At 50.0% G+C, this 23,211-nt stretch carries 20 protein-coding genes; 14 read left to right on the forward strand and 6 right to left on the reverse strand.

What is annotated here, in order from left to right; translation table 11 throughout:
* Positions 1-275: 275 nt before the first annotated feature.
* From metF to metB, 3 genes are all read right to left on the reverse strand, one after another.
* Positions 276-1,166: a methylenetetrahydrofolate reductase gene (gene metF / locus A7Z29_RS18060; RefSeq protein WP_000007526.1), complete on the reverse strand. Its 891-nt coding sequence runs from the start codon at positions 1,164-1,166 to the stop codon at positions 276-278.
* Positions 1,167-1,482: 316 nt separating this feature from the next.
* Positions 1,483-3,915, reverse strand: coding sequence for a bifunctional aspartate kinase/homoserine dehydrogenase II (gene metL / locus A7Z29_RS18065; protein ID WP_105290585.1), 2,433 nt, complete (start codon positions 3,913-3,915; stop codon positions 1,483-1,485).
* Positions 3,916-3,917: 2 nt separating this feature from the next.
* On the reverse strand, positions 3,918-5,078 hold the full coding sequence (gene metB / locus A7Z29_RS18070) for a cystathionine gamma-synthase (RefSeq protein ID WP_105290586.1): 1,161 nt from the start codon (positions 5,076-5,078) through the stop codon (positions 3,918-3,920).
* 276 nt (positions 5,079-5,354) lie between these two features.
* On the opposite strand from metB, the gene metJ reads away from it, so the two are divergent.
* Positions 5,355-5,672 carry a met regulon transcriptional regulator MetJ gene (metJ, locus tag A7Z29_RS18075; RefSeq protein ID WP_000852812.1) on the forward strand — a complete coding sequence of 106 codons (318 nt, stop codon included), beginning with the start codon at positions 5,355-5,357 and terminating at the stop codon, positions 5,670-5,672.
* Between the two features lie 196 nt (positions 5,673-5,868).
* Positions 5,869-6,477: a YiiX family permuted papain-like enzyme gene (locus A7Z29_RS18080; protein WP_000877404.1), complete on the forward strand. Its 609-nt coding sequence runs from the start codon at positions 5,869-5,871 to the stop codon at positions 6,475-6,477.
* A 34-nt stretch (positions 6,478-6,511) separates the two neighbouring features.
* Here the strand turns inward: A7Z29_RS18080 and pgtP are convergent, their stop codons facing one another.
* The gene (pgtP, locus tag A7Z29_RS18085; protein ID WP_024212600.1) at positions 6,512-7,897 is read right to left on the reverse strand and encodes a phosphoglycerate transporter PgtP; all 1,386 of its coding nucleotides are present in this window, start codon (positions 7,895-7,897) and stop codon (positions 6,512-6,514) included.
* A gap of 373 nt (positions 7,898-8,270) precedes the next feature.
* On the opposite strand from pgtP, the gene A7Z29_RS18090 reads away from it, so the two are divergent.
* The 4 genes from A7Z29_RS18090 to pgtA all read left to right on the forward strand — a co-directional run bounded on the left by A7Z29_RS18090 (position 8,271) and on the right by pgtA (position 13,160).
* A complete protein-coding gene (locus A7Z29_RS18090; RefSeq protein ID WP_286135392.1) occupies positions 8,271-8,525 on the forward strand; it encodes a hypothetical protein in 255 nt (84 codons plus the stop codon).
* A 155-nt stretch (positions 8,526-8,680) separates the two neighbouring features.
* Positions 8,681-9,913: an ABC transporter substrate-binding protein gene (locus tag A7Z29_RS18095; RefSeq protein WP_000619303.1), complete on the forward strand. Its 1,233-nt coding sequence runs from the start codon at positions 8,681-8,683 to the stop codon at positions 9,911-9,913.
* Positions 9,910-11,877, forward strand: a complete 1,968-nt coding sequence (locus A7Z29_RS18100) for an ATP-binding protein (RefSeq protein WP_000811380.1) — start codon at positions 9,910-9,912, stop codon at positions 11,875-11,877. The genes A7Z29_RS18095 and A7Z29_RS18100 overlap by 4 nt, the downstream gene beginning before the upstream one ends.
* A gap of 2 nt (positions 11,878-11,879) precedes the next feature.
* Positions 11,880-13,160 (forward strand): two-component system response regulator PgtA, encoded by a 1,281-nt coding sequence (pgtA, locus tag A7Z29_RS18105; protein ID WP_000132856.1) that lies wholly within the window; start codon positions 11,880-11,882, stop codon positions 13,158-13,160.
* A 70-nt stretch (positions 13,161-13,230) separates the two neighbouring features.
* On the opposite strand, the gene rpmE is transcribed toward pgtA, so the two are convergent.
* Positions 13,231-13,443 carry a 50S ribosomal protein L31 gene (rpmE, locus tag A7Z29_RS18110; RefSeq protein WP_000710770.1) on the reverse strand — a complete coding sequence of 71 codons (213 nt, stop codon included), beginning with the start codon at positions 13,441-13,443 and terminating at the stop codon, positions 13,231-13,233.
* Positions 13,444-13,646: 203 nt separating this feature from the next.
* Between rpmE and priA the strand changes: the two genes are divergently transcribed.
* From priA to rraA, 7 genes are all read left to right on the forward strand, one after another.
* Positions 13,647-15,845 carry a primosomal protein N' gene (gene priA / locus A7Z29_RS18115; protein ID WP_105290588.1) on the forward strand — a complete coding sequence of 733 codons (2,199 nt, stop codon included), beginning with the start codon at positions 13,647-13,649 and terminating at the stop codon, positions 15,843-15,845.
* 155 nt (positions 15,846-16,000) lie between these two features.
* Positions 16,001-17,026: a DNA-binding transcriptional regulator CytR gene (gene cytR / locus A7Z29_RS18120; protein ID WP_000644884.1), complete on the forward strand. Its 1,026-nt coding sequence runs from the start codon at positions 16,001-16,003 to the stop codon at positions 17,024-17,026.
* A 91-nt stretch (positions 17,027-17,117) separates the two neighbouring features.
* On the forward strand, positions 17,118-18,077 hold the full coding sequence (gene ftsN, locus A7Z29_RS18125) for a cell division protein FtsN (protein WP_000068842.1): 960 nt from the start codon (positions 17,118-17,120) through the stop codon (positions 18,075-18,077).
* 92 nt (positions 18,078-18,169) lie between these two features.
* Complete coding sequence (gene hslV, locus A7Z29_RS18130) at positions 18,170-18,700, forward strand: ATP-dependent protease subunit HslV (RefSeq protein WP_000208242.1); 531 nt, start codon at positions 18,170-18,172, stop codon at positions 18,698-18,700.
* Positions 18,701-18,709: 9 nt separating this feature from the next.
* Positions 18,710-20,041 carry an HslU--HslV peptidase ATPase subunit gene (gene hslU, locus A7Z29_RS18135; RefSeq protein WP_001293348.1) on the forward strand — a complete coding sequence of 444 codons (1,332 nt, stop codon included), beginning with the start codon at positions 18,710-18,712 and terminating at the stop codon, positions 20,039-20,041.
* 66 nt (positions 20,042-20,107) lie between these two features.
* Entirely contained in the window at positions 20,108-21,034 is a 927-nt protein-coding gene (gene menA, locus A7Z29_RS18140; RefSeq protein WP_105290589.1) for a 1,4-dihydroxy-2-naphthoate polyprenyltransferase, read from the forward strand.
* 92 nt (positions 21,035-21,126) lie between these two features.
* Entirely contained in the window at positions 21,127-21,612 is a 486-nt protein-coding gene (gene rraA / locus A7Z29_RS18145) for a ribonuclease E activity regulator RraA (RefSeq protein WP_000872912.1), read from the forward strand.
* A gap of 83 nt (positions 21,613-21,695) precedes the next feature.
* Here rraA and zapB read toward each other — a convergent pair whose 3' ends face one another.
* A complete protein-coding gene (zapB, locus tag A7Z29_RS18150) occupies positions 21,696-21,941 on the reverse strand; it encodes a septal ring assembly protein ZapB (RefSeq protein ID WP_001296623.1) in 246 nt (81 codons plus the stop codon).
* Between the two features lie 424 nt (positions 21,942-22,365).
* Here zapB and glpF point away from each other — a divergent pair, with 424 nt between their 5' ends.
* The gene (gene glpF / locus A7Z29_RS18155) at positions 22,366-23,211 is read left to right on the forward strand and encodes a glycerol uptake facilitator protein GlpF (protein ID WP_000084260.1); all 846 of its coding nucleotides are present in this window, start codon (positions 22,366-22,368) and stop codon (positions 23,209-23,211) included.

Genomic DNA, 23,211 nt, shown 5'->3' on the forward strand with positions numbered 1-23,211 from the left:
GTTATAATTGAATTAATCCACGGATGCGATAGTTGAGATCTTACATATTGTTGGTTAAAGAGATGTAGATCAAATTGATCGTAATTAAGCCTTTTTGATTATGTCCGATTTAGGACAAATACTTTATAAAAAAGTGTTTTAGCTTCACATCCTTCAAGGAAGAAGGGAGAAAACAAGGCTGACTACCTTATTTTCCCACCCTCATTTAGAGGCAGCATTTTGTGCTCTGTTTAAAATTTGTGATCACTGTGTGATTTTCACAAAAGCCACAATATTTATAAACCAGGTCGAACACCCAGCGTATGGCAAATCGCGTAACTCATTTCAGCGCGGTTAAGCGTATAGAAGTGGAAATCTTTAACCCCTTCCCGGCTTAAAATCTTCACCATGTCCATGGCGATATTCGCCCCCACCAGCTTGCGGGTTTCGGCATCGTCATCCAGACCGTCAAACATTTGCGCCATCCACGCCGGAATACGCACGTTGGTCATGTCGGCAAATTTCTTCGCCTGTTTAAAGTTAGAGACCGGCAAAATACCCGGAATAATTTCCACATCGATACCCGCCGAGACGCAGCGATCGCGAAAACGCAGGTAGCTTTCGACATCGAAGAAGAATTGAGTAATCGCACGGTTGGCGCCGGCATCGACTTTACGTCTCAGGTTAAGCAAATCTGCCTGGGCACTTTTCGCTTCCGGGTGAACTTCCGGATACGCCGCCACGGAGATATCAAAATCCGCCACTTCTTTTAACAGCGTCACCAGGTCAGAGGCATACATTTCCGGCTTACCGCTTCCCGGCGGCAGGTCGCCACGCAGCGCCACAATATGGCGAATGCCGTTATTCCAGTAGTCGCGGGCGATGGTGCGCAGTTCATCGGGAGTCGCATCAATGCAGGTGAGATGCGGCGCAGCTTCCAGACCGGTGCGATCTTTAATGCCTTTAATGATGCTGTGTGTACGGTCGCGCTCGCCGGAGTTCGCGCCATAGGTCACCGACACAAACTTCGGTTTCAGGCTGCTAAGGCGATCAATGGAGTTCCACAGGGTCTGCTCCATTTCACTGGTACGCGGCGGGAAAAACTCGAAAGAAACGTTAATCTGCCCCTGGACTTCTGCCAGGCTCTGATTCAGGGCATCCCGCTGGCTGGCGTGAAAAAAGCTCATACCTTACCTCATCAATCGCTTGTAGTTATATGTTGTGTTGTGAACATCTATCCATTTAGACGTCCAGATGTAAAGATGAAGGAAAAGCCGAGGGGCGTCAACCGAAAAATGACCAATGATGGTGAGGAAAAATCAGGGAAGATGAAAAAGATTCAGGATGGGAATTACAAGAAACCTGGCAGACGGATTTATTGTTTCTTGCCGGATGCAGCGTGAACACCTTATCCGGCTTACAACTCAATGATAATTAGGTAAATTGTGTTAAAGGCCATAAGCCCAACAAGCATGTACATCATGCCTAATTGGGCTCCTGAACTTACAACAACTGCGCCAGCCGGTTAATATCCGACTGAATCGCCCCAGCGGTGACATCGCGCCCTGCGCCTGGTCCACGGATCACCAGCGGGTTATCGCGATACCAGCGGCTTTCGATGGCGAAGACGTTCTCGCATGGCAGCAGTGATGCCAGCGGATGATCTTCCCGCACCGCTTCCACGCCCACACGCGCTTTGCCGTTGGCATCGAAACGCGCCACGTAGCGTAGCACCAGCCCCATTTCGCGGGCAGCTTCCAGCCGTTGTACCATCTGCTCGTTCAGCTCATCGCCATTTTCAAAGAAATGGTCGATGCTGCCGCCTTCGCAATGAGCAGGCACCAGCGACTCCACACGCACCTGATCCGGTTCGATGTTGTAACCTGCTTCACGCGCCAGAATCACCAGCTTGCGCATCACGTCTTTGCCGGAAAGGTCATCACGCGGGTCAGGTTCAGTTAACCCTTGCTGCCATGCCTGATCCACCAGCTCGGTAAACGGCACGCTACCGTCGAATTGCAGGAACAGCCAGGAGAGCGTGCCGGAGAAGATCCCGCTGATCGACAAAATAGTGTCGCCGCTGTCGATCAGGTCGCGCACGGTATGGTTGATCGGCAACCCCGCACCGACGGTGGCGTTGTACAGCCAGTGACGCCCGGTTTTTTCGAACGCGTCGTGGATCTGACGATATTTATTGCTGTCGCTCGCTCCCGCCAGTTTGTTGGCGCTGATAACATGGAAACCGTGGCTGGCGAAATCGAGATATTGATCGGCAAGCTGCTGGCTGGCGGTAACGTCCAGCACCACTAAATCATCATACGGATGGGCGCGCATCCACAGGAACAGCGACTCTTCATCCTGCTCCACGGCCTCATCATTGAAGAACGCTAACGCGCGGCTGGCGTCCAGCCCGTCATAACTCAGCAGGCTGCGGCGGCTGTCCACCACGCCTGCCAGCACAAATTCAAATCCAGTACGCGCCGAAAGCGTACTCTGCTCACGGGCAAACAGTTCCAGCCAGCGGGAACCGATATTGCCCTTGCCGAACAGAACCAGGCCAATGCGTTTTTCCGCGCGAAATACGGACTGATGCAACCCCTGAATCAGGCTTTCGGTCGGGCCGGTACGCAGCACTGCCACCAGGCTGATGCCGTCATCCGACTGCCAGGTAAATTCGACCGGCTGGCCTTTCAGTTGCTGCCAGAAACGGTGGCAATGCAGCGGGTTACGGGTGACGCCCGCCCCGACCATCGCCACCAGCGCCAGCCCCTGACGCAGACGCAGTTCGCCAGGTAATCCCGCTTCGTCGAGGATTTTCAGGGCGCTGTCAGCCACTTCAGAGGTGTAGCAAAATTGCAGCAACTGGCGATCGTTATGTACGCCAACCGCCAGTGGGCGCACCTGCGCGCGTTTCAGGATCTGGTCGATTTCTTTATGCGCCAGTTTGAAGTCCTGGCTGGCGGGCACCTGAAACTCAATCAAACAAACATCATCATGGCTGGTGACAATACGCGCTCCTGTACCGGAAGCCAGCACGCGTTCAATGCGTGTAGAGCCTTGATCCGGCGTGTAGCTACAGCGCAGTTGCAGGTCAATTTCGCTGCCAGAAACTGGCTGTAAAGTACGGGCGTGGAGGACAGGTGCCGCCAGACGAGCCAGCTCGCTGGCCTCATCAAGACGCAGCAACGGCAGCAGGCAGGCATCTTTCACTTTACGCGGGTCGGCGCTGTATACCCCGGCGACGTCGCTCCAGATGGTTACGCGAGAAACACCCGCCAGCGCACCGATTTGGGTAGCGGAATAGTCAGAACCGTTACGCCCCAGCAGCACCGTTTCACCGGCGTTGTTACGGCTGATAAACCCGGTCACTACCAGACGTTTGCCCGGATGCTGCACCAGCAGTTGTTGCAGCAGCGGGTAAGAAAGCCCTTCATCAACCTGCGGTTGTGCGGCGCGTTCAGCACGTAAAAACTCGCGGGCATCAAGCCAGGCCGCAGGCAGTCCTTGTTGGTTAAGCACCGCAGACATCAGGCGCGCCGACCACACTTCACCGTGACCCACAACTTCCGCATACACCGCGTCGTTAATACCGCTGTCGAGCAGCGCCGCCAGGCGTTCAAGATCGCTGACAAAGGCGCTAATAAGGCTATCGGCTTCTTCGGCAGGTAACAGGCCGCTAATCAGATCGCATTGATAACGACGTAGCGTTTGTTGAACCTGATGCGCAGAGAGACGATCGGTCTGGCTTAGTTTCAACCAGTTAATCAACTGGTTAGTGGTGCTACCGGCGGCGGAAACCACCATCATATCGTCGGGCTGAGAGTACTCCGCCATAATGCCCGCGACACGCAAATAACACTTCACATCAGCCAGACTACTGCCACCAAATTTATGCAGTTGACGACCTTTCGCCCCTGCCTGCGCAATCACACTCATTTTTACCCCTTGTTTGCAGCCCGGAAGCCATTTTCCAGGTCGGCAATTAAATCTTCGCCATCTTCTATACCGGTGGAGATACGCAACAGCGTCTCGGAGATCCCGGCGGCAGCACGCGCTTCTGGCGCCATGCCTGCATGTGTCATGGTTGCGGCGTGAGAGATTAAACTTTCCACTCCCCCTAACGATTCCGCCAGCGTAAACAACGACAGCCCGCCCAAGAAACGACGCAGCGTTTGCTCATCGCCATCCAGCTCAAAACTCAACATTGCGCCAAAGCCTTTTTGCTGGCGCACGGCAATTTCATGCCCCTGATTTTCCGGCAGCGATGGGTGATAAAGTTTTTTCACCAACGGCTGGGTTTGCAGATATTTCACAATCGCCTGCGCGTTACGCTGAGCCAGCTCCATACGCGGCACCAGAGTACGCAGACCGCGCAGCAGCAGATAGCTGTCAAACGCGCCGCCCGTTACGCCAATATTGTTTGCCCACCAGGCCAGTTCGGTGACAACATCTGGATCTTTAGCAATCACCACGCCCGCCACCACGTCTGAGTGACCGTTCAGATATTTCGTACATGAATGCAACACCAGATCGGCACCTAATGCCAGTGGATTTTGTAATGCCGGGCTTAAGAAGGTGTTATCCACCACGCTCACCGCCCCGACTTCCCTTGCCAGATGGCAGATTTTCGCAATATCCACGACGCGTAACAATGGATTACTTGGGCTTTCTACCAGCACCAGTTTAGGTTTTTCTGCCAGTGCCGCCCGTAATGCCTGCTCATCGCCCTGATCAACAAACAACACGCGATAGCAACCGCGTTTCGCCAGGCTGTCGAACAGGCGATAGCTGCCGCCGTAGCAGTCGTGCGGCGCAACCAGCAGATCGCCGGGTTTCAAAAAGACAGTCATGACCAGGTGAATAGCTGACATGCCGGTATTGGTTAGCACCGCACCTGCACCGCCTTCCAGTTCTGCCAGCGCCCGCTGGACCACATCGCGCGTTGGGTTGCCGCGACGCGAGTAATCATGCGCGCGTGGTTCGTTAAATCCGGTAAAGTTATAGGTGCTGGAAAGATGGATAGGCGGGACAACGCAACCATACTGTTCGTCGTCATTTAACCCGCTACGCACTGCAATAGTGGCCTGTTTACGCGTCATGTGATGAAGTTTCCTGGGCTTTGTTGGTGAAATGTCAGGCACCAGAGTAAACATTGTGTTAATGGACGTCAATACATCTGGACATCTAAACTTCTTTGCGTATAGATTGAGCAAATCCGAAATTGCCGTTAAAATTATATGCATTATCACGCTGGCAGGCGCATTACACGATGTCACGGTAGCGCCTGTGCGGTAAACTATGCGGGTTTATGACCAGTACCCTTATAAACTGTGCGGTCTGGTCTCAATTTATTGACGAAGAGGATTAAGTATCTCATGGCTGAATGGAGCGGCGAATATATCAGCCCATACGCTGAGCACGGTAAGAAGAGTGAACAAGTCAAAAAGATTACGGTTTCCATTCCTCTTAAGGTGTTAAAAATCCTCACCGATGAACGCACGCGTCGTCAGGTGAACAACCTGCGTCACGCTACTAACAGCGAGCTGCTGTGCGAAGCGTTTCTGCATGCCTTTACCGGGCAACCTCTGCCGGATGATGCCGATCTGCGTAAAGAGCGCAGCGACGAAATCCCGGAAGCGGCAAAAGAGATCATGCGTGAGATGGGGATTAACCCGGAGACGTGGGAATACTAAAGCGGAAAAGAGCGGCGCGGAGAGTGGAATCGCCTGATGCGCTACGCTTATCAGGCCTACGTCATATTGCAATTTATTGAATTTGCACGAACTTGCAGGCCGGATAAGGCGTTCACGCCGCATCCGGCATAAACAACGAGCACGTTGTCAGCGGTTCTGCTCTAACCCACCGCTTTTTATACATGGACGTTTAACTATGAAATACAGGCTACTGCTCCCCGGCCTGCTGGTTTCTGTGCCTGCCCTTGCCTGGCAACCGCAAACCGGCGACATCATCTTTCAAATTTCTCGCTCATCGCAAAGTAAAGCAATCCAACTGGCAACCCATTCCGATTACAGCCACACCGGTATGTTGGTGATGCGTAACAAAAAGCCCTACGTCTTTGAAGCGGTCGGCCCGGTGAAATACACCCCGCTCAAACAGTGGATCGCCCACGGTGAAAATGGCAAATACGTTGTTCGCCGCGTTGAAGGCGGACTCAGCGCCGAACAGCAACAAAAATTGGCGCAAACGGCAAAACGTTATCTCGGCAAACCATACGATTTCAGCTTCTCGTGGAGCGACGATCGCCAGTACTGTTCGGAAGTGGTGTGGAAGGTTTATCAGAACGCGCTGGGAATACGCGTGGGTGAGCAGCAAAAACTAAAAGAGTTCGATCTTAGTAACCCGCTGGTTCAGGCAAAGCTCAAAGAACGCTACGGCAAAAATATTCCTCTTGAGGAAACTGTGGTTTCACCTCAGGCCGTTTTCGATGCGCCACAACTCACTACCGTTGCTAAAGAATGGCCGCTGTTTTCATGGTAATGGGCCAATCGCATCATAATTGGCCCCCCCAAATCTAACTTTTGCTGCTCTGAAGCTCTTGCGAAAACTCAGCAACGTCATTTTGACGCTGTCGTTCCATGGCGATCGCGCCAAAGTGCGTTAACGTACAGAAAATAATGCAGCAGATAACACCAGCAAGCAGAAGATAAAAACCGCCATCCCAACCAACCTGATCGACCATAACACCAAACAGACTTGTTCCAAGCGTTGCGCCAAGAATATAGCTCATAAAACCACGCAAACCGACTGCGGAACCCACGGCAAAACTGGGGACAATTTCCATTGTCTGAACAGAAGCCAGGAACTGCGGTACATAGATAAGGCAGCCTACGCAAGCAGCAAAAATGGTAATAGAGAGCAGAGAGTCACTTTTCCAGTAGCCCAGCAGGCAGAAGAAAATTAATACCATACTGATAATAGCGGGTGGCATACGGCGACCACGAAATAATTTATCACTCAACCAACCAGCAAATAATGTAGTTGGAATCGCCGCCCATTCGAAGATTAAAAATGCCGTGCTCATTTCAGTCTTCGTAAAATGTTTCACACTTAACAGGTAAATAGGCAACCAACTGATAATTCCGAAACGCACCATATAGACAAAAACATCAACGAAAGAGACGAACCATGCGTTCTTGTTTTTTAGCACATAGGTACAAAAAATTTGCCAGGCCGTCATATCTTCCGGCGCACGATCATCTTTTGCTTTAATGCTGACGTCGTCCGGGACGATTTCGCTTAATGGCGGCAAACCTTCACTGACGGGCGAACCTTTACCTGACATCAGTACCACTATAGCAATGACAACAGATACAATCGCTGGAACAACATATGTTGCTATTTTCCAGTGTTCAGTCCCCAGCACAGCAAATGCACCACCAACAATCGGAGCAACAATACCGCCCCCGACATTGTGTGAAATATTCCAGACCGCACCGACGATGCCTCGTTCTTTACGAGGGAACCAGTTGGCTATTGTAATAAACGAAGGACCAACCCCCATTCCTTGAAAGAGACCATTTAAAACAACAAGTCCCGCAAACATCCAGAAAGCAAAACTAAATCCAAGCGCCACGTTAACGAGAGCACAAAGAACCAAACCCACAGCCATATAGACTTTAGGATTCGCTTTATCTGCCAGACTACTCATTACCCCTTTACTAATACCGTAGGCGATCAGCATACAACTGCTAAGTAGACCTATTTGAGTCGCAGACAGATTAAGATCTTGCTTTAAATAAGGTGTGGAAAGAACAAAGTTATTCCTGACAATATAATACGAAAGATAACCGATAAATACGCTAAATAGCGCCTGCATACGATAACGATTATACGTATTCTTTATTTCACTTTCAGGAACCTTATGTGTTGCCACTTTAGGTTTCAGTAGAGAAAGCATATATCACCTTCCAGTTCATAGAGTTATTTAAAACAGCAATGCCAGTTACTACTCTCTGAAGAGTATTGCAAAAGCCCTTGCTTCATTGGTTTTAAAGATAGTGAAGCAAGTGAGTTTAAGTTACAATACAGGGCATATGAGTCAAAACCGACTCAAAAATACAAATATCATGTTCCATTTCTTTCCCATTTTTATATCTCAAAATAGAACAAAGCCATTATTTCAGCATTAACGGGTTACAACAGCCCCAATAAAAAAATAATGACTTTTATTAATTTTTTCAGTTTTTGAGGTCAGTCACATATTTTGCATCCATATACGTGATCATTGAAGAGACTCGATTTTACCCTGTTGGAGGATCATGCTACGCAACATGAAAATTTTCATCACCGCTCAACAACCAGCAGGGATTAAGGATTTTCATGTTATCCTTCGTGATAAGCACATTTGCGCTCAAGTTAAAGCCATTCTTCCGGCTTCTGAAGGCTGGTGCAAAGAAACAATAGAATCCGGTCAGGGCCTGAATCCGATAGAACGAATATCGAAATTAATTACCGGAAATAGCTGTAACAATCGCTATTTCCGCAAGATACACATGTTCAGAGGTGCAATATTGATCTTTTTTTGATAACCGCTTCCGGATATAGTGACGCTCGTTACATCTGAATTAATGAAATTTCCGATACTGACACCAGCGTCTTACAGTCATTATGTATATTAGCTAACGGATAATGCTATGAATTACAGCGTAAGAGTTTTTCTCTCGTTAATAGGATTTTTGACATGATTCGTATTATACAACGAGCATTAATCTGTTGGGTTTTATGCGTCAATGTCACCTCAGCGCAAGAGCTGGTGATTGCAACAACGCTTTCTTCGGAAGCGACGGAACACATTATTAGTCAATGGCAAAAACAACCACTGGCAACCAAAATCCGAACGCTTAACCGAACCAGTGCATCCATTGAGCGCCTGCTAGAAAATCCATTGGGTGAAAATATTGATCTGGTACTGAGTTCATCCCCCATGTTGCTACAGCGGTTGCAAAGTAAAAATCTGCTCCAGCCTTTTAATAATCAAATCGAAACAAGCAGAAAGTTAGTCCCCGAATCTATTCGTTCAACCACCGTTGCGGTTGCGGTATCGGGCTATGGCATCCTGATCAATGTGGCGCATCTGGAAGATAAAAACGAGCCAGTGCCTACTTCATGGAAGGAATTGAGCAGGTCACGTTATCAAGGAACACTATTAATGAGCAGCCCTTCACGTTCAGATACCACACATCTGATGATTGAAGATCTCCTGCAACAACAAGGATGGAGTAATGGTTGGGGTACGCTACTGAAAATAGGCGGTAATCTCGCTACCATTTCATCTCGCAGCTTTGGCGTAGCAAATAAGATCAGTACAGGGCTGGGTGACGCTGGTCCAGTCATCGACAATTACGCTAACGTACTGCTTAATAATTCAACTTTACGTTTCAGTTATTTCCCCAACTCTCGCGCAGCGCCAATGTTTATTGCCATCGCAAACGGCAGTAAACACCCACAGGAGGCGGGGCGTTTTATTAATTTTTTGTTGAGCCAGGAAGGACAACAGGCATTGAGCGATTCTGATTCAGGAAAGTATCCGGTATATCCGCTACCCTCCGGTACTCCACTCGCGGATCAACAATTGCGATTATTTGCCTCTCCTTCCCTTGATTATCCGTTGATTATGCAGCGCCAAAAGCTTGTGCAATTGTTATTTGATAATGCGATTACTGTTCGCCTTACCGAACTTCAAAACAGCTGGAAATCATTATATGCCGCAGAACATCGGCTTAAGCGTAAATTGCCAGATGTGCGTGCATTATTAACAGCAGTTCCTGTTACCCCGGAGCAGTCCGTTAATGCCATGTACCTGCAGCAATTCGAACTGCAATCAGGCTTTCGTGAAGCTCAGCTCATGGCATGGCAGCAGTTTTTCCTGCATCAGCAGCAATTGGTGAACACACAACTTGAGTCGTTAAAGTGAAACAACTACATACTATAGGGACGAGCTTACGGCTCGCCTTTGTTTTTAGCGCCATTCTTACGCTATTCGTTAGCGTAGTCAGCCTCTATTCCTGGTATGAACAAAATTCTCAGGTTCGCTACGCGCTTGATGATTATTTCCCGAGGATTCAGGCTTCATTTCTTTTTGAAGAAAACCTCACCGCATTGGTAAACGAATTTAATGAGCTACAACAGACAACCAATACCGCTAGTCGTCTTCAGGTGAGGGAGCAAATTGAACAACGGCTACAAAAAATTAAGGCCATTAATCCTCATCTTGATTCAGTACATCAACGTGCGCTTAACCAACAGGTCGCCAGTAGTGACAGACTGCTTAACAAGCTCGATAACGCATTGAACAACAACAATCAGGAAAAAGGAAAACTCGACGTTATATCCTCAAGAGTTAACTGGCTGCATGATGACTTTAATAATGAACTCAACTCACTTACCCAGGATTTAAGTTGGCAACAATCGTCGTTGCTAAATCAACTCAGCCAACGAAAAGATCTACCCGAAAAACAGAGTTTGCAAAATGCTCAGCAAACTATTCAAAAAGAATTGCAGCTCGTTTTCGAACTTTCACATATAGAAACCCAAATCGTCAGTACGCTAAAGGAGATGCTTAACACGCATAGCAGAGATATAGACGCGTTGAAACAACATATTCAGTATTTGAATTTTTTGAAACACAGCATTGACGAAAATGTGCGGTCGTTATCTTCTTATTCCAGTACCATCACATTACACCAGACAGTTTATTCCTTGTGGGAACTGGGTACTCAGCAAAATTATCTACCCGGAACCCTGGCTGCCTGGCAACAAGCTCAACAAACTCTCATGAGTACTATCGGGGATAAAGAGCGTGTATTTACGCAAATACGTGCTCAATTAGAAACGCAATTAGGTAATAGCCATCAACAATTACAAACATTCAATCTACGATTGGAAAAAATAATGCAAATCAGCGGGCTATTGATTTTGGCAGCTATGGTTACCGCCTTACTGTTCGTTATTCTGGTAAATTACCTCTACATTCGTCCCAGAATGATCCGCCGATTTCGGTTACTGAATGATGCCGTTGTCAAGTTAAGCAATGGTGAACTCGATGCTGATATCCCTGTCTCCGGTAACGATGAACTTGGGAGAATTGCCAACCTGCTCCGCCAGACCATTGAGAAAATTAATCAACAGCAACGTCAACTGGGACAGGAAATATGCGAGCGTATCGCGACAGAAAAAAACCTTCGTACAACGCAAAGTGAATTGATCCAAACTGCAAAACTGGCCGTGGTTGGGCAGACAATGACAACACTGGCACATGAAATTAATCAACCACTTAATGCCTTATCTATGTATCTTTTCAGCGCCAACCGCGCGCTGGAACAACAAGACGTTGGTTTGGTGAAAAATTATATTGTTACTATGCGATCGTTAGTCGAGCGCATGGATAACATCGTTAAAAGATTGCGCAACTTCGCCCGCCGTCGAGATAGTGAACTGGCTGGCGGTGCAATCAATTTACAGCAGGTAATTTATTCGTCCTGGGAACTTCTGGCGTTGAAACATCGATCACAGAAGGCCTCTCTTCACTACCCTGATAATTTCCCTGCCGTTTATGGTGATGATGTCTTGATTCAACAAGTTTTAGTTAATTTGTTTACGAATGCCCTGGAAGCCAGTCTGGAGCAATCACCCACAATAACCATCAGCTTTGAAGAAGAAGCCTCCACTGTAACGCTATATATTGCTGATAATGGAAAAGGCTGGCCAGTGCATCTGGCTGATCGACTATTAACGCCTTTTACCACGGACAAAGCTGTAGGTTTGGGTATTGGCCTTTCGATTAGCCATTCTATTATGCGCCAGTGCCAGGGAGAGTTATATATCGCGTCAACTCTCGACCGCCATGCGCTGGTTATTCTACGTTTCAGGAAACTTTAAGCATGACAGACACTACCCCAACAATTCTGTTAATTGATGACGACAATGATGTTCTGCTAGCCTACAGCACTCTCTTACAGCAAGAGGGTTATGTCGTATGTACCTGTAGCAACCCTTCTGAGGCTCTACAATTACTGCAAAATACGTGGGAAGGCATCGTGGTGTGCGACGTTTGTATGCCGGATATTTCAGGCATCACGCTGCTGGAAAAAATAATGCTTATCGACCCTCATCTTCCCATTCTGATGATCACCGGGCATGGCGATGTCCCCATGGCCGTTGAAGCAGTAAAAAAGGGAGCGTGGGATTTCCTGCAAAAGCCGATCAATCCAGAACAATTTCTCTCACTTATCGAAAAAGCACTGGCTGAACGTGAAGCTTATCTGGAACAAAAAAAATGGCGACACGCTCAGTTTAATCGGCACTTAATCGGTAACAGTGGTTGGATTCGCCAGACACGTCAACAGCTTGAAACGCTGGCAGAAACCGATCTTCCCGTCTGCTTTTACGGCGAACCTGGCACAGGAAGAACATTAGCCGCCCACTATCTTCATCAATTTAGTTCTCGCAAGGAAAGACCTTTAATTGAACGCACACTCAGCGCCAATAGCCAGCAGCCGTTGGAAGAATGGGTGAAAGAAGCAGAAGGTGGCACGCTGTTATTAAAAGAACTTGAGCATTTAACGCCAGAAAATCAGCGCGCCTTGATCCAGTACCAGGAAAGACCCCAGGATCGGTCATTTCGTCTGATTGTTGTTAATCAAAGCCCTCTGGCTGAACTGGCTGCCGCACAAAAAATTATTCCTGCATTGTATTTTCTTTTTTCACTCACCCACATTGAATGCCCACCACTCTGCCAGCGTCCGGGGGATATTGAACCTATTTTTCACCATTATCTGACCCTCACCTGTAAACGATTAAATCGCCAGCAGCCACTGCTGGGAAAAGCTTTTTATAAGCGACTGATGGCGCGTACCTGGCCTGGTAATATTATTGAATTGGTGAATGCGGCAGAACTGGTGGCAGTCGGCGTTTTAATGCTGGACGATTCGGTCAGTTTGCAGATGATGGAGACGGATCCAGCCCCGCTGGATGAACTCGTAGAATCTTATGAAAGACAAATAATTATTGATGCTCTCAACTTCCATCAGGGTCGTATCAACGACGTTGCCGATTACTTTCAGATACCCAGGAAAAAGCTGTATTTGCGCATGAAAAAATACGGTATTGATAAAATGGATTTTCGCTATGAGAAGAAAGATAAAAAGACACAAACTCAATGAGTTATGTTGATAATGTAGGTTTTCAGGCACAAAAAAAGCGCCGTGCGGCGCTTTTTTCGGAAATCCGGTCTTATTTGCTGCCCGGGATGCTGAAACGCTTGTTGAAGCGGTCAACACGGCCACCGGTAGCAACATCACGCTGTTTGCCAGTGAAGAACGGGTGGCACTTGCTGCACACGTCGAGGTTCAGGTCATGACCAACGGTGGAGCGGATTTTCATTACGTTACCGCAAGAGCAGCTAGCAGTAATTTCTTCGTATTTCGGGTGAATATCTTTTTTCATGGGAAAACCTCGGTTTAAGGCCGCGTCGCTCTTCCAGCCCTAACGCCAGACACCACGCGATGTTTAAAGTATAGTTTCAATACGATCATTTCGTATCAAAGGCGCCGAATCATACAGAAATTAACCAGCGTATGCAAACTGATCCGCACTCCTCTACGGCAATGTGTATACTGTTCCACCGAATTTCAAGTCAGGATGATGCTATGCCCGTTGCTCACGTTGCCTTGCCCGTTCCGCTTCCCCGAACCTTTGACTATCTGCTGCCTGAAGGCATGACGGTTAAAGCCGGGTGTCGCGTGCGCGTGCCGTTTGGTAAACAGCAGGAGCGCATCGGGATTGTGGTGTCCGTTAGCGATGTCAGCGAGCTGCCGCTCAACGAGCTAAAAGCGGTAGTTGAAGTGCTGGACGTTGAGCCGGTATTTACTCACTCCGTCTGGCGATTACTGCTATGGGCGGCGGATTATTATCATCATCCCATTGGCGATGTGTTGTTTCATGCCTTGCCGATTTTACTGCGCCAGGGGCGACCTGCAGCGAACGCGCCCATGTGGTACTGGTTTGCCACCGAGCACGGTCAGGCGGTAGATATCAACAGCCTGAAACGTTCGCCAAAGCAACAACAGGTACTGGCGGCATTGCGACAAGGGAAAATCTGGCGCGACCAGGTTGCCACTCTCGAATTTAATGATGCCGCGCTACAGGCACTGCGCAAAAAAGGTCTGTGTGATTTAGCAAGTGAAACACCAGAGTTTAGTGACTGGCGAACGAACTACGCCGTTTCTGGCGAGCGGTTGCGACTGAATACTGAACAAGCCACCGCCGTTGGCGCCATCCATAGCGCGGCAGATACCTTTTCCGCCTGGCTGCTGGCGGGCGTCACCGGCTCCGGTAAAACGGAAGTTTATCTAAGCGTGCTGGAAAACGTGCTCGCCCAGGGCAAACAGGCGCTGGTAATGGTGCCGGAAATCGGCCTGACACCGCAAACTATCGCCCGTTTTCGTGAACGCTTTAATGCCCCCGTGGAAGTTCTGCATTCTGGCCTGAACGACAGCGAACGCCTTTCGGCGTGGCTAAAAGCGAAAAATGGCGAGGCGGCGATTGTGATTGGCACCCGCTCCGCGCTGTTTACACCGTTTAAAAATCTCGGCGTGATTGTCATTGATGAAGAGCACGACAGTTCCTACAAACAGCAGGAAGGCTGGCGCTATCATGCCCGCGACCTGGCGGTGTATCGCGCGCATAGCGAGCAAATCCCGATTATTCTTGGCTCCGCAACGCCGGCACTTGAAACGTTATGCAACGTCCAGCAGAAAAAATACCGCCTGCTGCGCCTGACCCGTCGGGCGGGTAATGCGCGTCCGGCAATTCAACACGTGCTGGATTTAAAAGGTCAGAAGGTGCAAGCGGGGCTGGCTCCGGCGTTGATCAGCCGTATGCGCCAGCATTTACAGGCCGACAACCAGGTTATCCTCTTTCTTAATCGCCGGGGTTTTGCGCCTGCGCTGCTGTGCCACGACTGTGGCTGGATAGCCGAATGCCCGCGTTGCGATCACTACTACACATTGCATCAGGCGCAGCAGCATCTGCGCTGTCATCACTGCGACAGCCAGCGCCCAGTGCCGCGCCAGTGCCCTTCCTGCGGCTCCACGCATCTTGTGCCGGTGGGCCTGGGCACCGAGCAGCTTGAGCAGACGCTTGCCCCGATGTTCCCTGGAGTACCCATTTCACGTATTGATCGTGACACTACCAGCCGCAAAGGTGCGCTGGAACAACAACTGGCGGAAGTACATCGCGGCGGCGCGCGGATTTTGATTGGCACGCAAATGCTGGCGAAAGGTCACCACTTTCCGGATGTCACACTTGTGGCATTACTGGACGTGGACGGTGCGCTGTTTTCTGCCGATTTTCGATCCGCAGAACGTTTCGCCCAGCTTTACACCCAGGTCGCTGGTCGTGCGGGGCGTGCCGGTAAACAGGGCGAAGTGGTGCTGCAAACGCATCATCCGGAACATCCTCTCTTGCAAACATTGCTCTATAAAGGCTATGACGCCTTTGCAGAACAGGCGCTGGCCGAGCGGCGTATGATGCAGCTACCACCGTGGACCAGCCACGTGATTGTGCGCGCCGAAGATCATAACAATCAGCACGCGCCGCTGTTCCTGCAACAGTTGCGAAATCTCATCCTCTCCAGTCCGCTGGCGGATGAGAAACTGTGGGTTCTCGGCCCGGTTCCAGCACTGGCACCCAAACGTGGCGGTCGCTGGCGCTGGCAGATCCTGCTGCAACATCCTTCCCGCGTGCGCTTACAGCACATCATTAACGGTACGCTGGCGCTTATTAATACAATACCGGATTCACGGAAAGTGAAATGGGTGCTGGATGTCGATCCTATTGAGGGTTAAACCGCTAACGATGCGAGGCGGATCGAAAAATTAAATATTCATCACACTTTTCATGAAAATTCTGTAACCGTTTTCACGCGCTATCTGCTAAAAATGTTGCCGATGTGAAGTAAACACGGATGTAGTACGCCTGACGTGCCAGGCGAGGAGTGAGAGTGAAAGCGAAGAAGCAGGAAACTGCCGCAACCATGAAAGACGTCGCCCTGAAAGCAAAAGTCTCTACGGCAACCGTCTCCCGAGCGTTAATGAATCCAGATAAGGTCTCCCTGGCGACTCGTAACCGGGTTGAAAAAGCCGCCCGGGATGTGGGTTATTTACCGCAGCCGATGGGGCGTAACGTCAAGCGTAATGAGTCCCGCACCATTCTGGTAATTGTCCCGGATATCTGTGATCCCTTCTTTAGCGAAATTATTCGCGGAATCGAAATTACGGCAGCAAGTCATGGGTATCTGGTACTGATTGGCGACTGTGCACATCAAAACCAGCAGGAAAAAACCTTTATCGATTTGATAATCACTAAGCAAATTGATGGCATGTTGCTGCTCGGTTCAAGGCTGCCGTTTGATGCCAGCATTGAGGAACAGCGTAATCTGCCGCCGATGGTGATGGCGAACGAATTTGCACCGGAGCTGGAACTGCCTACAGTTCATATCGACAACCTGACCGCTGCATTTGATGCGGTAAATTACCTGTATGAACAGGGGCATAAATTGATCGGCTGTATTGCTGGGCCGGAAGAAATGCCGCTGTGTCACTATCGCCTGCAAGGCTACGTTCAGGCTCTGCGTCGCTGCGGAATTATGGTTGATCCACAATACATCGCCCGTGGCGACTTCACCTTCGACGCCGGAAGCAAAGCCATGCAGCAGTTGCTCGACCTTCCGCAACCGCCAACTGCTGTTTTCTGTCATAGCGATGTGATGGCACTTGGCGCACTTTCGCAGGCAAAACGTCAGGGGCTGAAAGTTCCTGATGACCTTTCCATAATCGGTTTTGATAACATCGACCTGACGCAATTTTGTGATCCGCCACTGACAACCATCGCACAGCCGCGCTATGAAATTGGTCGCGAGGCAATGTTGTTATTGCTTGACCAAATGCAGGGGCAAACGGTCGGCAGTGGCTCACGTTTAATGGACTGCGAGCTTATTATCCGGGGATCGACACGCACATTGACTTAAAGTAAACCTTTAAGGCTTCCGTGACTGGTCAAAGGCCCGCCGCTTAAGTAACATGGCGGGCTGACGAACGAATAAATACAGCGAAACGATAGTGGCACAACGAGATTATGTACGCCGCAGCCAACCGGCACCTTCGCGGCGAAAAAAGAGTACCTCACGGAAAAAGCAACGAAATCTGCCTGCGGTTTCTCCCGCAATGGTCGCTATTGCTGCCGCCGTTCTTGTGACCTTTATCGGTGGTCTGTACTTCATTACGCATCACAAGAAAGAAGAGTCCGAGACGCTGCAAAGCCAGAAAGTGACCGGAAACGGACTACCTCCGAAACCGGAAGAACGCTGGCGCTACATTAAAGAGCTGGAAAGTCGCCAGCCGGGTGTGCGTGCGCCAACAGAACCTTCTGCCGGTGGTGAAGTAAAAACGCCGGAGCAACTGACACCAGAACAGCGCCAGCTTCTTGAACAAATGCAGGCCGATATGCGCCAGCAGCCAACGCAGTTAGTTGAAGTTCCGTGGAATGAGCAAACGCCAGAACAGCGCCAGCAAACGCTACAACGCCAGCGTCAGGCGCAGCAGTTAGCGGAACAGCAACGCCTGGCTCAGCAGTCACGTACAACCGAACAAAGCTGGCAGCAACAGACGCGTACGTCGCAAGCCGCGCCGGTTCAGTCGCAGCCGCGCCAGTCAAAACCGGCTTCTACTCAGCAGCCGTACCAGGATCTGCTGCAAACCCCTGCGCACACTACCGCGCAGTCGAAGCCGCAGCAAGCTGCGCCAGTTGCTCGTGCAGCTGACGCGCCAAAACCGACGGCGGAGAAAAAAGATGAACGCCGCTGGATGGTACAGTGCGGTTCGTTCAGAGGGGCAGAACAGGCAGAGACAGTACGTGCTCAGCTGGCGTTCGAAGGCTTTGACTCGAAAATTACCACCAACAATGGCTGGAATCGTGTGGTCATTGGCCCGGTGAAAGGCAAAGAGAACGCAGACAGCACCCTCAATCGGTTGAAGATGGCGGGTCATACAAACTGCATTCGGCTCGCCGCCGGGGGTTGAAACCCTCAAAATCCCCCCCATCTATAATTGCATTATGCCCCGTACTTTTGTACGGGGTTTGTACTCTGTATTCGTAACCAAGGGGTCAGCTCGTGACAACTATAGTAAGCGTACGCCGTAACGGCCATGTGGTCATCGCTGGTGATGGTCAGGCCACGTTGGGCAATACCGTAATGAAAGGCAACGTGAAAAAGGTCCGCCGTCTGTACAACGACAAAGTCATCGCGGGCTTTGCGGGCGGTACTGCGGATGCTTTTACGCTGTTCGAACTGTTTGAACGTAAGCTGGAAATGCATCAGGGCCATCTGGTTAAAGCGGCCGTTGAACTGGCAAAAGACTGGCGTACCGATCGCATGTTGCGCAAACTTGAAGCACTGCTGGCAGTCGCAGATGAAACTGCATCGCTTATCATCACCGGTAACGGTGACGTGGTGCAGCCAGAAAACGATCTTATTGCTATCGGCTCCGGCGGGCCTTATGCCCAGGCGGCGGCGCGCGCGCTGTTAGAAAACACTGAACTTAGCGCCCGTGAAATTGCTGAAAAGGCGTTGGATATTGCAGGCGACATTTGCATCTATACCAACCATTTCCACACCATCGAAGAATTAAGCTACAAAGCGTAAGGATCTCCCATGTCTGAAATGACCCCACGCGAAATCGTCAGCGAACTGGATAAGCACATCATCGGCCAGGACAACGCCAAGCGTTCCGTGGCGATTGCTCTGCGTAACCGCTGGCGTCGCATGCAGCTCAACGAAGAGCTGCGCCATGAAGTGACCCCGAAAAATATCCTGATGATCGGCCCGACCGGTGTCGGTAAAACTGAAATCGCCCGTCGTCTGGCAAAACTGGCTAACGCGCCGTTCATCAAAGTTGAAGCGACCAAATTCACCGAAGTCGGTTATGTGGGTAAAGAAGTCGATTCTATTATCCGCGACCTGACCGATGCCGCCGTGAAAATGGTGCGCGTACAAGCTATCGAGAAAAACCGTTATCGCGCTGAAGAACTGGCAGAAGAACGTATTCTCGACGTGCTGATCCCACCGGCCAAAAACAACTGGGGACAGACCGAACAGCAGCAGGAGCCGTCCGCTGCCCGTCAGGCATTCCGCAAAAAACTGCGTGAAGGCCAGCTCGATGACAAAGAAATCGAGATCGATCTTGCCGCAGCACCGATGGGCGTTGAAATTATGGCTCCTCCGGGCATGGAAGAGATGACCAGCCAGCTGCAGTCCATGTTCCAGAACCTGGGCGGTCAGAAGCAAAAAGCGCGTAAGCTGAAAATCAAAGACGCCATGAAGCTGCTGATTGAAGAAGAAGCGGCGAAACTGGTTAACCCGGAAGAACTGAAGCAAGACGCTATCGACGCCGTTGAGCAGCACGGGATCGTGTTTATCGACGAAATCGACAAAATCTGTAAGCGCGGCGAGTCTTCCGGTCCGGATGTTTCTCGTGAAGGTGTTCAGCGTGACCTGCTGCCACTGGTAGAAGGTTGCACCGTTTCTACCAAACACGGGATGGTCAAAACTGACCACATTCTGTTTATCGCTTCTGGCGCATTCCAGGTAGCGAAACCGTCTGACCTGATCCCGGAACTGCAAGGTCGTCTGCCGATCCGCGTCGAACTCCAGGCGCTGACCACCAGCGACTTCGAGCGCATTCTGACCGAACCGAATGCCTCTATCACCGTGCAGTACAAAGCACTGATGGCGACCGAAGGCGTGAATATCGAATTTACGGATTCCGGTATTAAGCGTATCGCGGAAGCGGCATGGCAGGTGAACGAATCTACCGAAAACATCGGTGCACGCCGTTTACATACCGTTCTGGAGCGTTTAATGGAAGAGATTTCCTACGACGCCAGCGATTTAAGCGGTCAAACTATCACCATTGACGCAGATTATGTGAGCAAACATCTGGATGCGTTGGTGGCAGATGAAGATCTGAGCCGTTTTATCCTATAATCGCGTTCAATCATTTTCATCATTGTTTGATGGGGCTGAAAGGCCCCATTTTTATTGGCGCGTATTATGACTGAACAACAAATTAGCCGAACTCAGGCGTGGCTGGAAAGTTTACGACCTAAAACCCTCCCCCTCGCCTTTGCTGCAATTATCGTCGGGACGGCGCTGGCATGGTGGCAAGGTCACTTCGATCCGCTGGTCGCCCTGCTGGCACTGATTACCGCCGGGCTATTACAGATCCTTTCTAACCTCGCCAATGATTACGGCGATGCCGTCAAAGGCAGCGACAAACCTGACCGTATCGGACCACTACGTGGTATGCAAAAAGGGGTTATTACCCAGCAAGAGATGAAACGGGCGCTCATCATTACCGTCGTGCTCATCTGTCTCTCCGGACTGGCGCTGGTCGCAGTGGCGTGCCATACGCTGGCCGATTTTGTCGGTTTCCTGATTCTTGGCGGGTTGTCGATCATTGCCGCTATCACCTACACCGTGGGCAATCGTCCTTATGGTTATATCGGTCTGGGTGATATTTCCGTACTGGTTTTCTTTGGCTGGTTGAGCGTGATGGGGAGCTGGTATTTGCAGGCGCATACGTTGATTCCGGCATTGATCCTTCCGGCGACCGCCTGTGGCCTGCTGGCAACAGCGGTTCTGAATATTAATAACCTGCGTGATATCAATAGCGACCGCGAGAATGGCAAAAATACACTGGTGGTGCGCTTAGGTGCAGTAAACGCGCGTCGTTACCATGCCTGCCTGCTGATCGGCTCACTGGTGTGCCTGGCGCTGTTTAATCTCTTTTCGCTGCACAGCCTGTGGGGCTGGTTGTTCCTGCTGGCAACGCCGTTACTGGTGAAACAGGCTCGTTATGTGATGCGTGAAATGGATCCGGTAGCGATGCGACCAATGCTGGAACGCACTGTCAAGGGCGCATTACTGACTAAATTGCTGTTTGTTTTAGGGATATTCCTAAGCCAGTGGGCAGCATAACTGACAAATATCAATTAACAATTGATGATTTTGCCAACAACCCACATAGCGCGATATACTGAAAATTCTCGCAGCAACTGAATGTTAAGCCTATGAAATACGATACTTCCGAGCTTTGTGACATCTATCAAGAAGATGTCAACGTCGTGGAACCGCTGTTCTCCAACTTTGGTGGACGGGCGTCGTTTGGCGGACAAATCATCACGGTAAAATGTTTCGAGGACAACGGGTTGCTGTATGATCTGCTCGAACAGAATGGTCGTGGTCGTGTTCTTGTCGTCGATGGCGGTGGTTCTGTTCGTCGCGCACTGGTCGATGCTGAACTGGCGCGTCTGGCAGTACAAAATGAATGGGAAGGCCTGGTCATTTACGGCGCGGTGCGTCAGGTAGATGACCTGGAAGAGCTGGATATCGGCATCCAGGCGATGGCGGCAATTCCGGTCGGTGCTGTTGGCGAAGGCATTGGCGAAAGCGATGTCCGCGTCAACTTTGGCGGCGTCACCTTCTTCTCCGGCGACCATCTCTATGCCGACAATACCGGGATTATTCTTTCTGAAGATCCGCTGGATATCGAGTGATAAAAAAGGCACCGCAAGGTGCCTTTTTTCTGCGTTACCTGTTGCCTACACAGTAAATCAATTACGCGAAAGATGAAGCGTAATCAGACCTCTTCCATGCGACCCAGCAGGGCCTGCAGACGTTCCTGCCAGCCGTTCTGCTGTTCTTTCAGATGGTTGTTCTCACGCTCCAGCTCTTCGCGCTGATGCTGGGCATTTTGAACTTCCTGCGACAGTGAGTTGTTCTTTTCTTTCAGCTCTTCGATTTCCATCTGCAACAAAGTGATGGTATCAATCGCCTGCTGTACTTTTGCTTCCAGTTTCTCAAACACTTCTAATGACATTGTCATACCTCTCCTGAATTGCAAGGCGTTGATGGATATATATCCTCGTCCCGATTATCGGTGACGCCTTAATAAATACGTGCACGTTTTCGTTAGCTCCGATTGTATGAAGCCGCGCCATCTCTGTCCAGCAGCACGCCTTGCAGATTCCGGTTTGCCACACTTTTCATCCTTCTCCTGGTGACATAACCCACGTGAATCGAAAATGTTAAAAAATTTGTTGCAAGAATGATTTAACAAACGTGCATCATGTAAGAAGATGTGAAACAAATGGCGCGATAACGCTCATTTTATGACGCGGCACACACATTTTGATTTCGATATTTCTCGTTTTTGCTCGTTAACGATAAATTCACAGGATGCCTACAAGCATCGTGAACGTCAGTGACTTTCACGCTTACAACAAACATTAACTCTTCAGGATCCGATTATGAGTCAAACATCAACCTTGAAAGGCCAGTGCATTGCCGAATTCCTAGGAACCGGGTTGTTGATTTTTTTCGGTGTGGGTTGCGTTGCAGCACTTAAAGTCGCTGGTGCGTCTTTTGGTCAGTGGGAAATCAGTGTCATTTGGGGACTAGGGGTGGCAATGGCCATCTACCTGACCGCAGGGGTTTCCGGCGCGCATCTTAATCCCGCTGTCACTATTGCGTTGTGGCTGTTTGCCTGTTTCGACAAGCGAAAAGTTATTCCTTTTATCATTTCACAAGTTGCCGGTGCTTTCTGCGCTGCGGCATTAGTTTACGGGCTTTACTACAATTTATTCCTCGACTTCGAACAGACCCATCATATTGTTCGCGGCAGCGTCGAAAGTGTTGATCTGGCGGGCACATTCTCTACTTACCCTAACCCTCATATCAATTTTGTGCAGGCTTTCGCAGTTGAAATGGTGATTACCGCTATTCTGATGGGGCTGATCCTGGCGCTCACGGACGATGGTAACGGTGTACCGCGTGGGCCATTGGCACCGTTGTTGATTGGTCTACTGATTGCGGTCATCGGCGCATCTATGGGTCCATTGACGGGCTTTGCCATGAACCCAGCACGTGACTTCGGTCCGAAAGTCTTTGCCTGGCTGGCGGGCTGGGGCAAGGTCGCCTTTACCGGCGGCAGAGACATTCCTTACTTCCTTGTGCCGCTTTTTGGCCCTATCGTTGGCGCGATTGTAGGTGCATTTGCCTACCGCAAACTGATTGGCCGCCATTTGCCTTGCGATATCTGTGTTGTGGAAGAAAAGGAGATCACAACTCCTTCAGAACAAAAAGCTTCACTGTAA

The sequence above is a fragment of the Escherichia sp. MOD1-EC6842 genome, from assembly GCF_002965705.1.
In the GTDB taxonomy this organism is placed as follows: Bacteria; Pseudomonadota; Gammaproteobacteria; order Enterobacterales; family Enterobacteriaceae; genus Escherichia; species Escherichia ruysiae.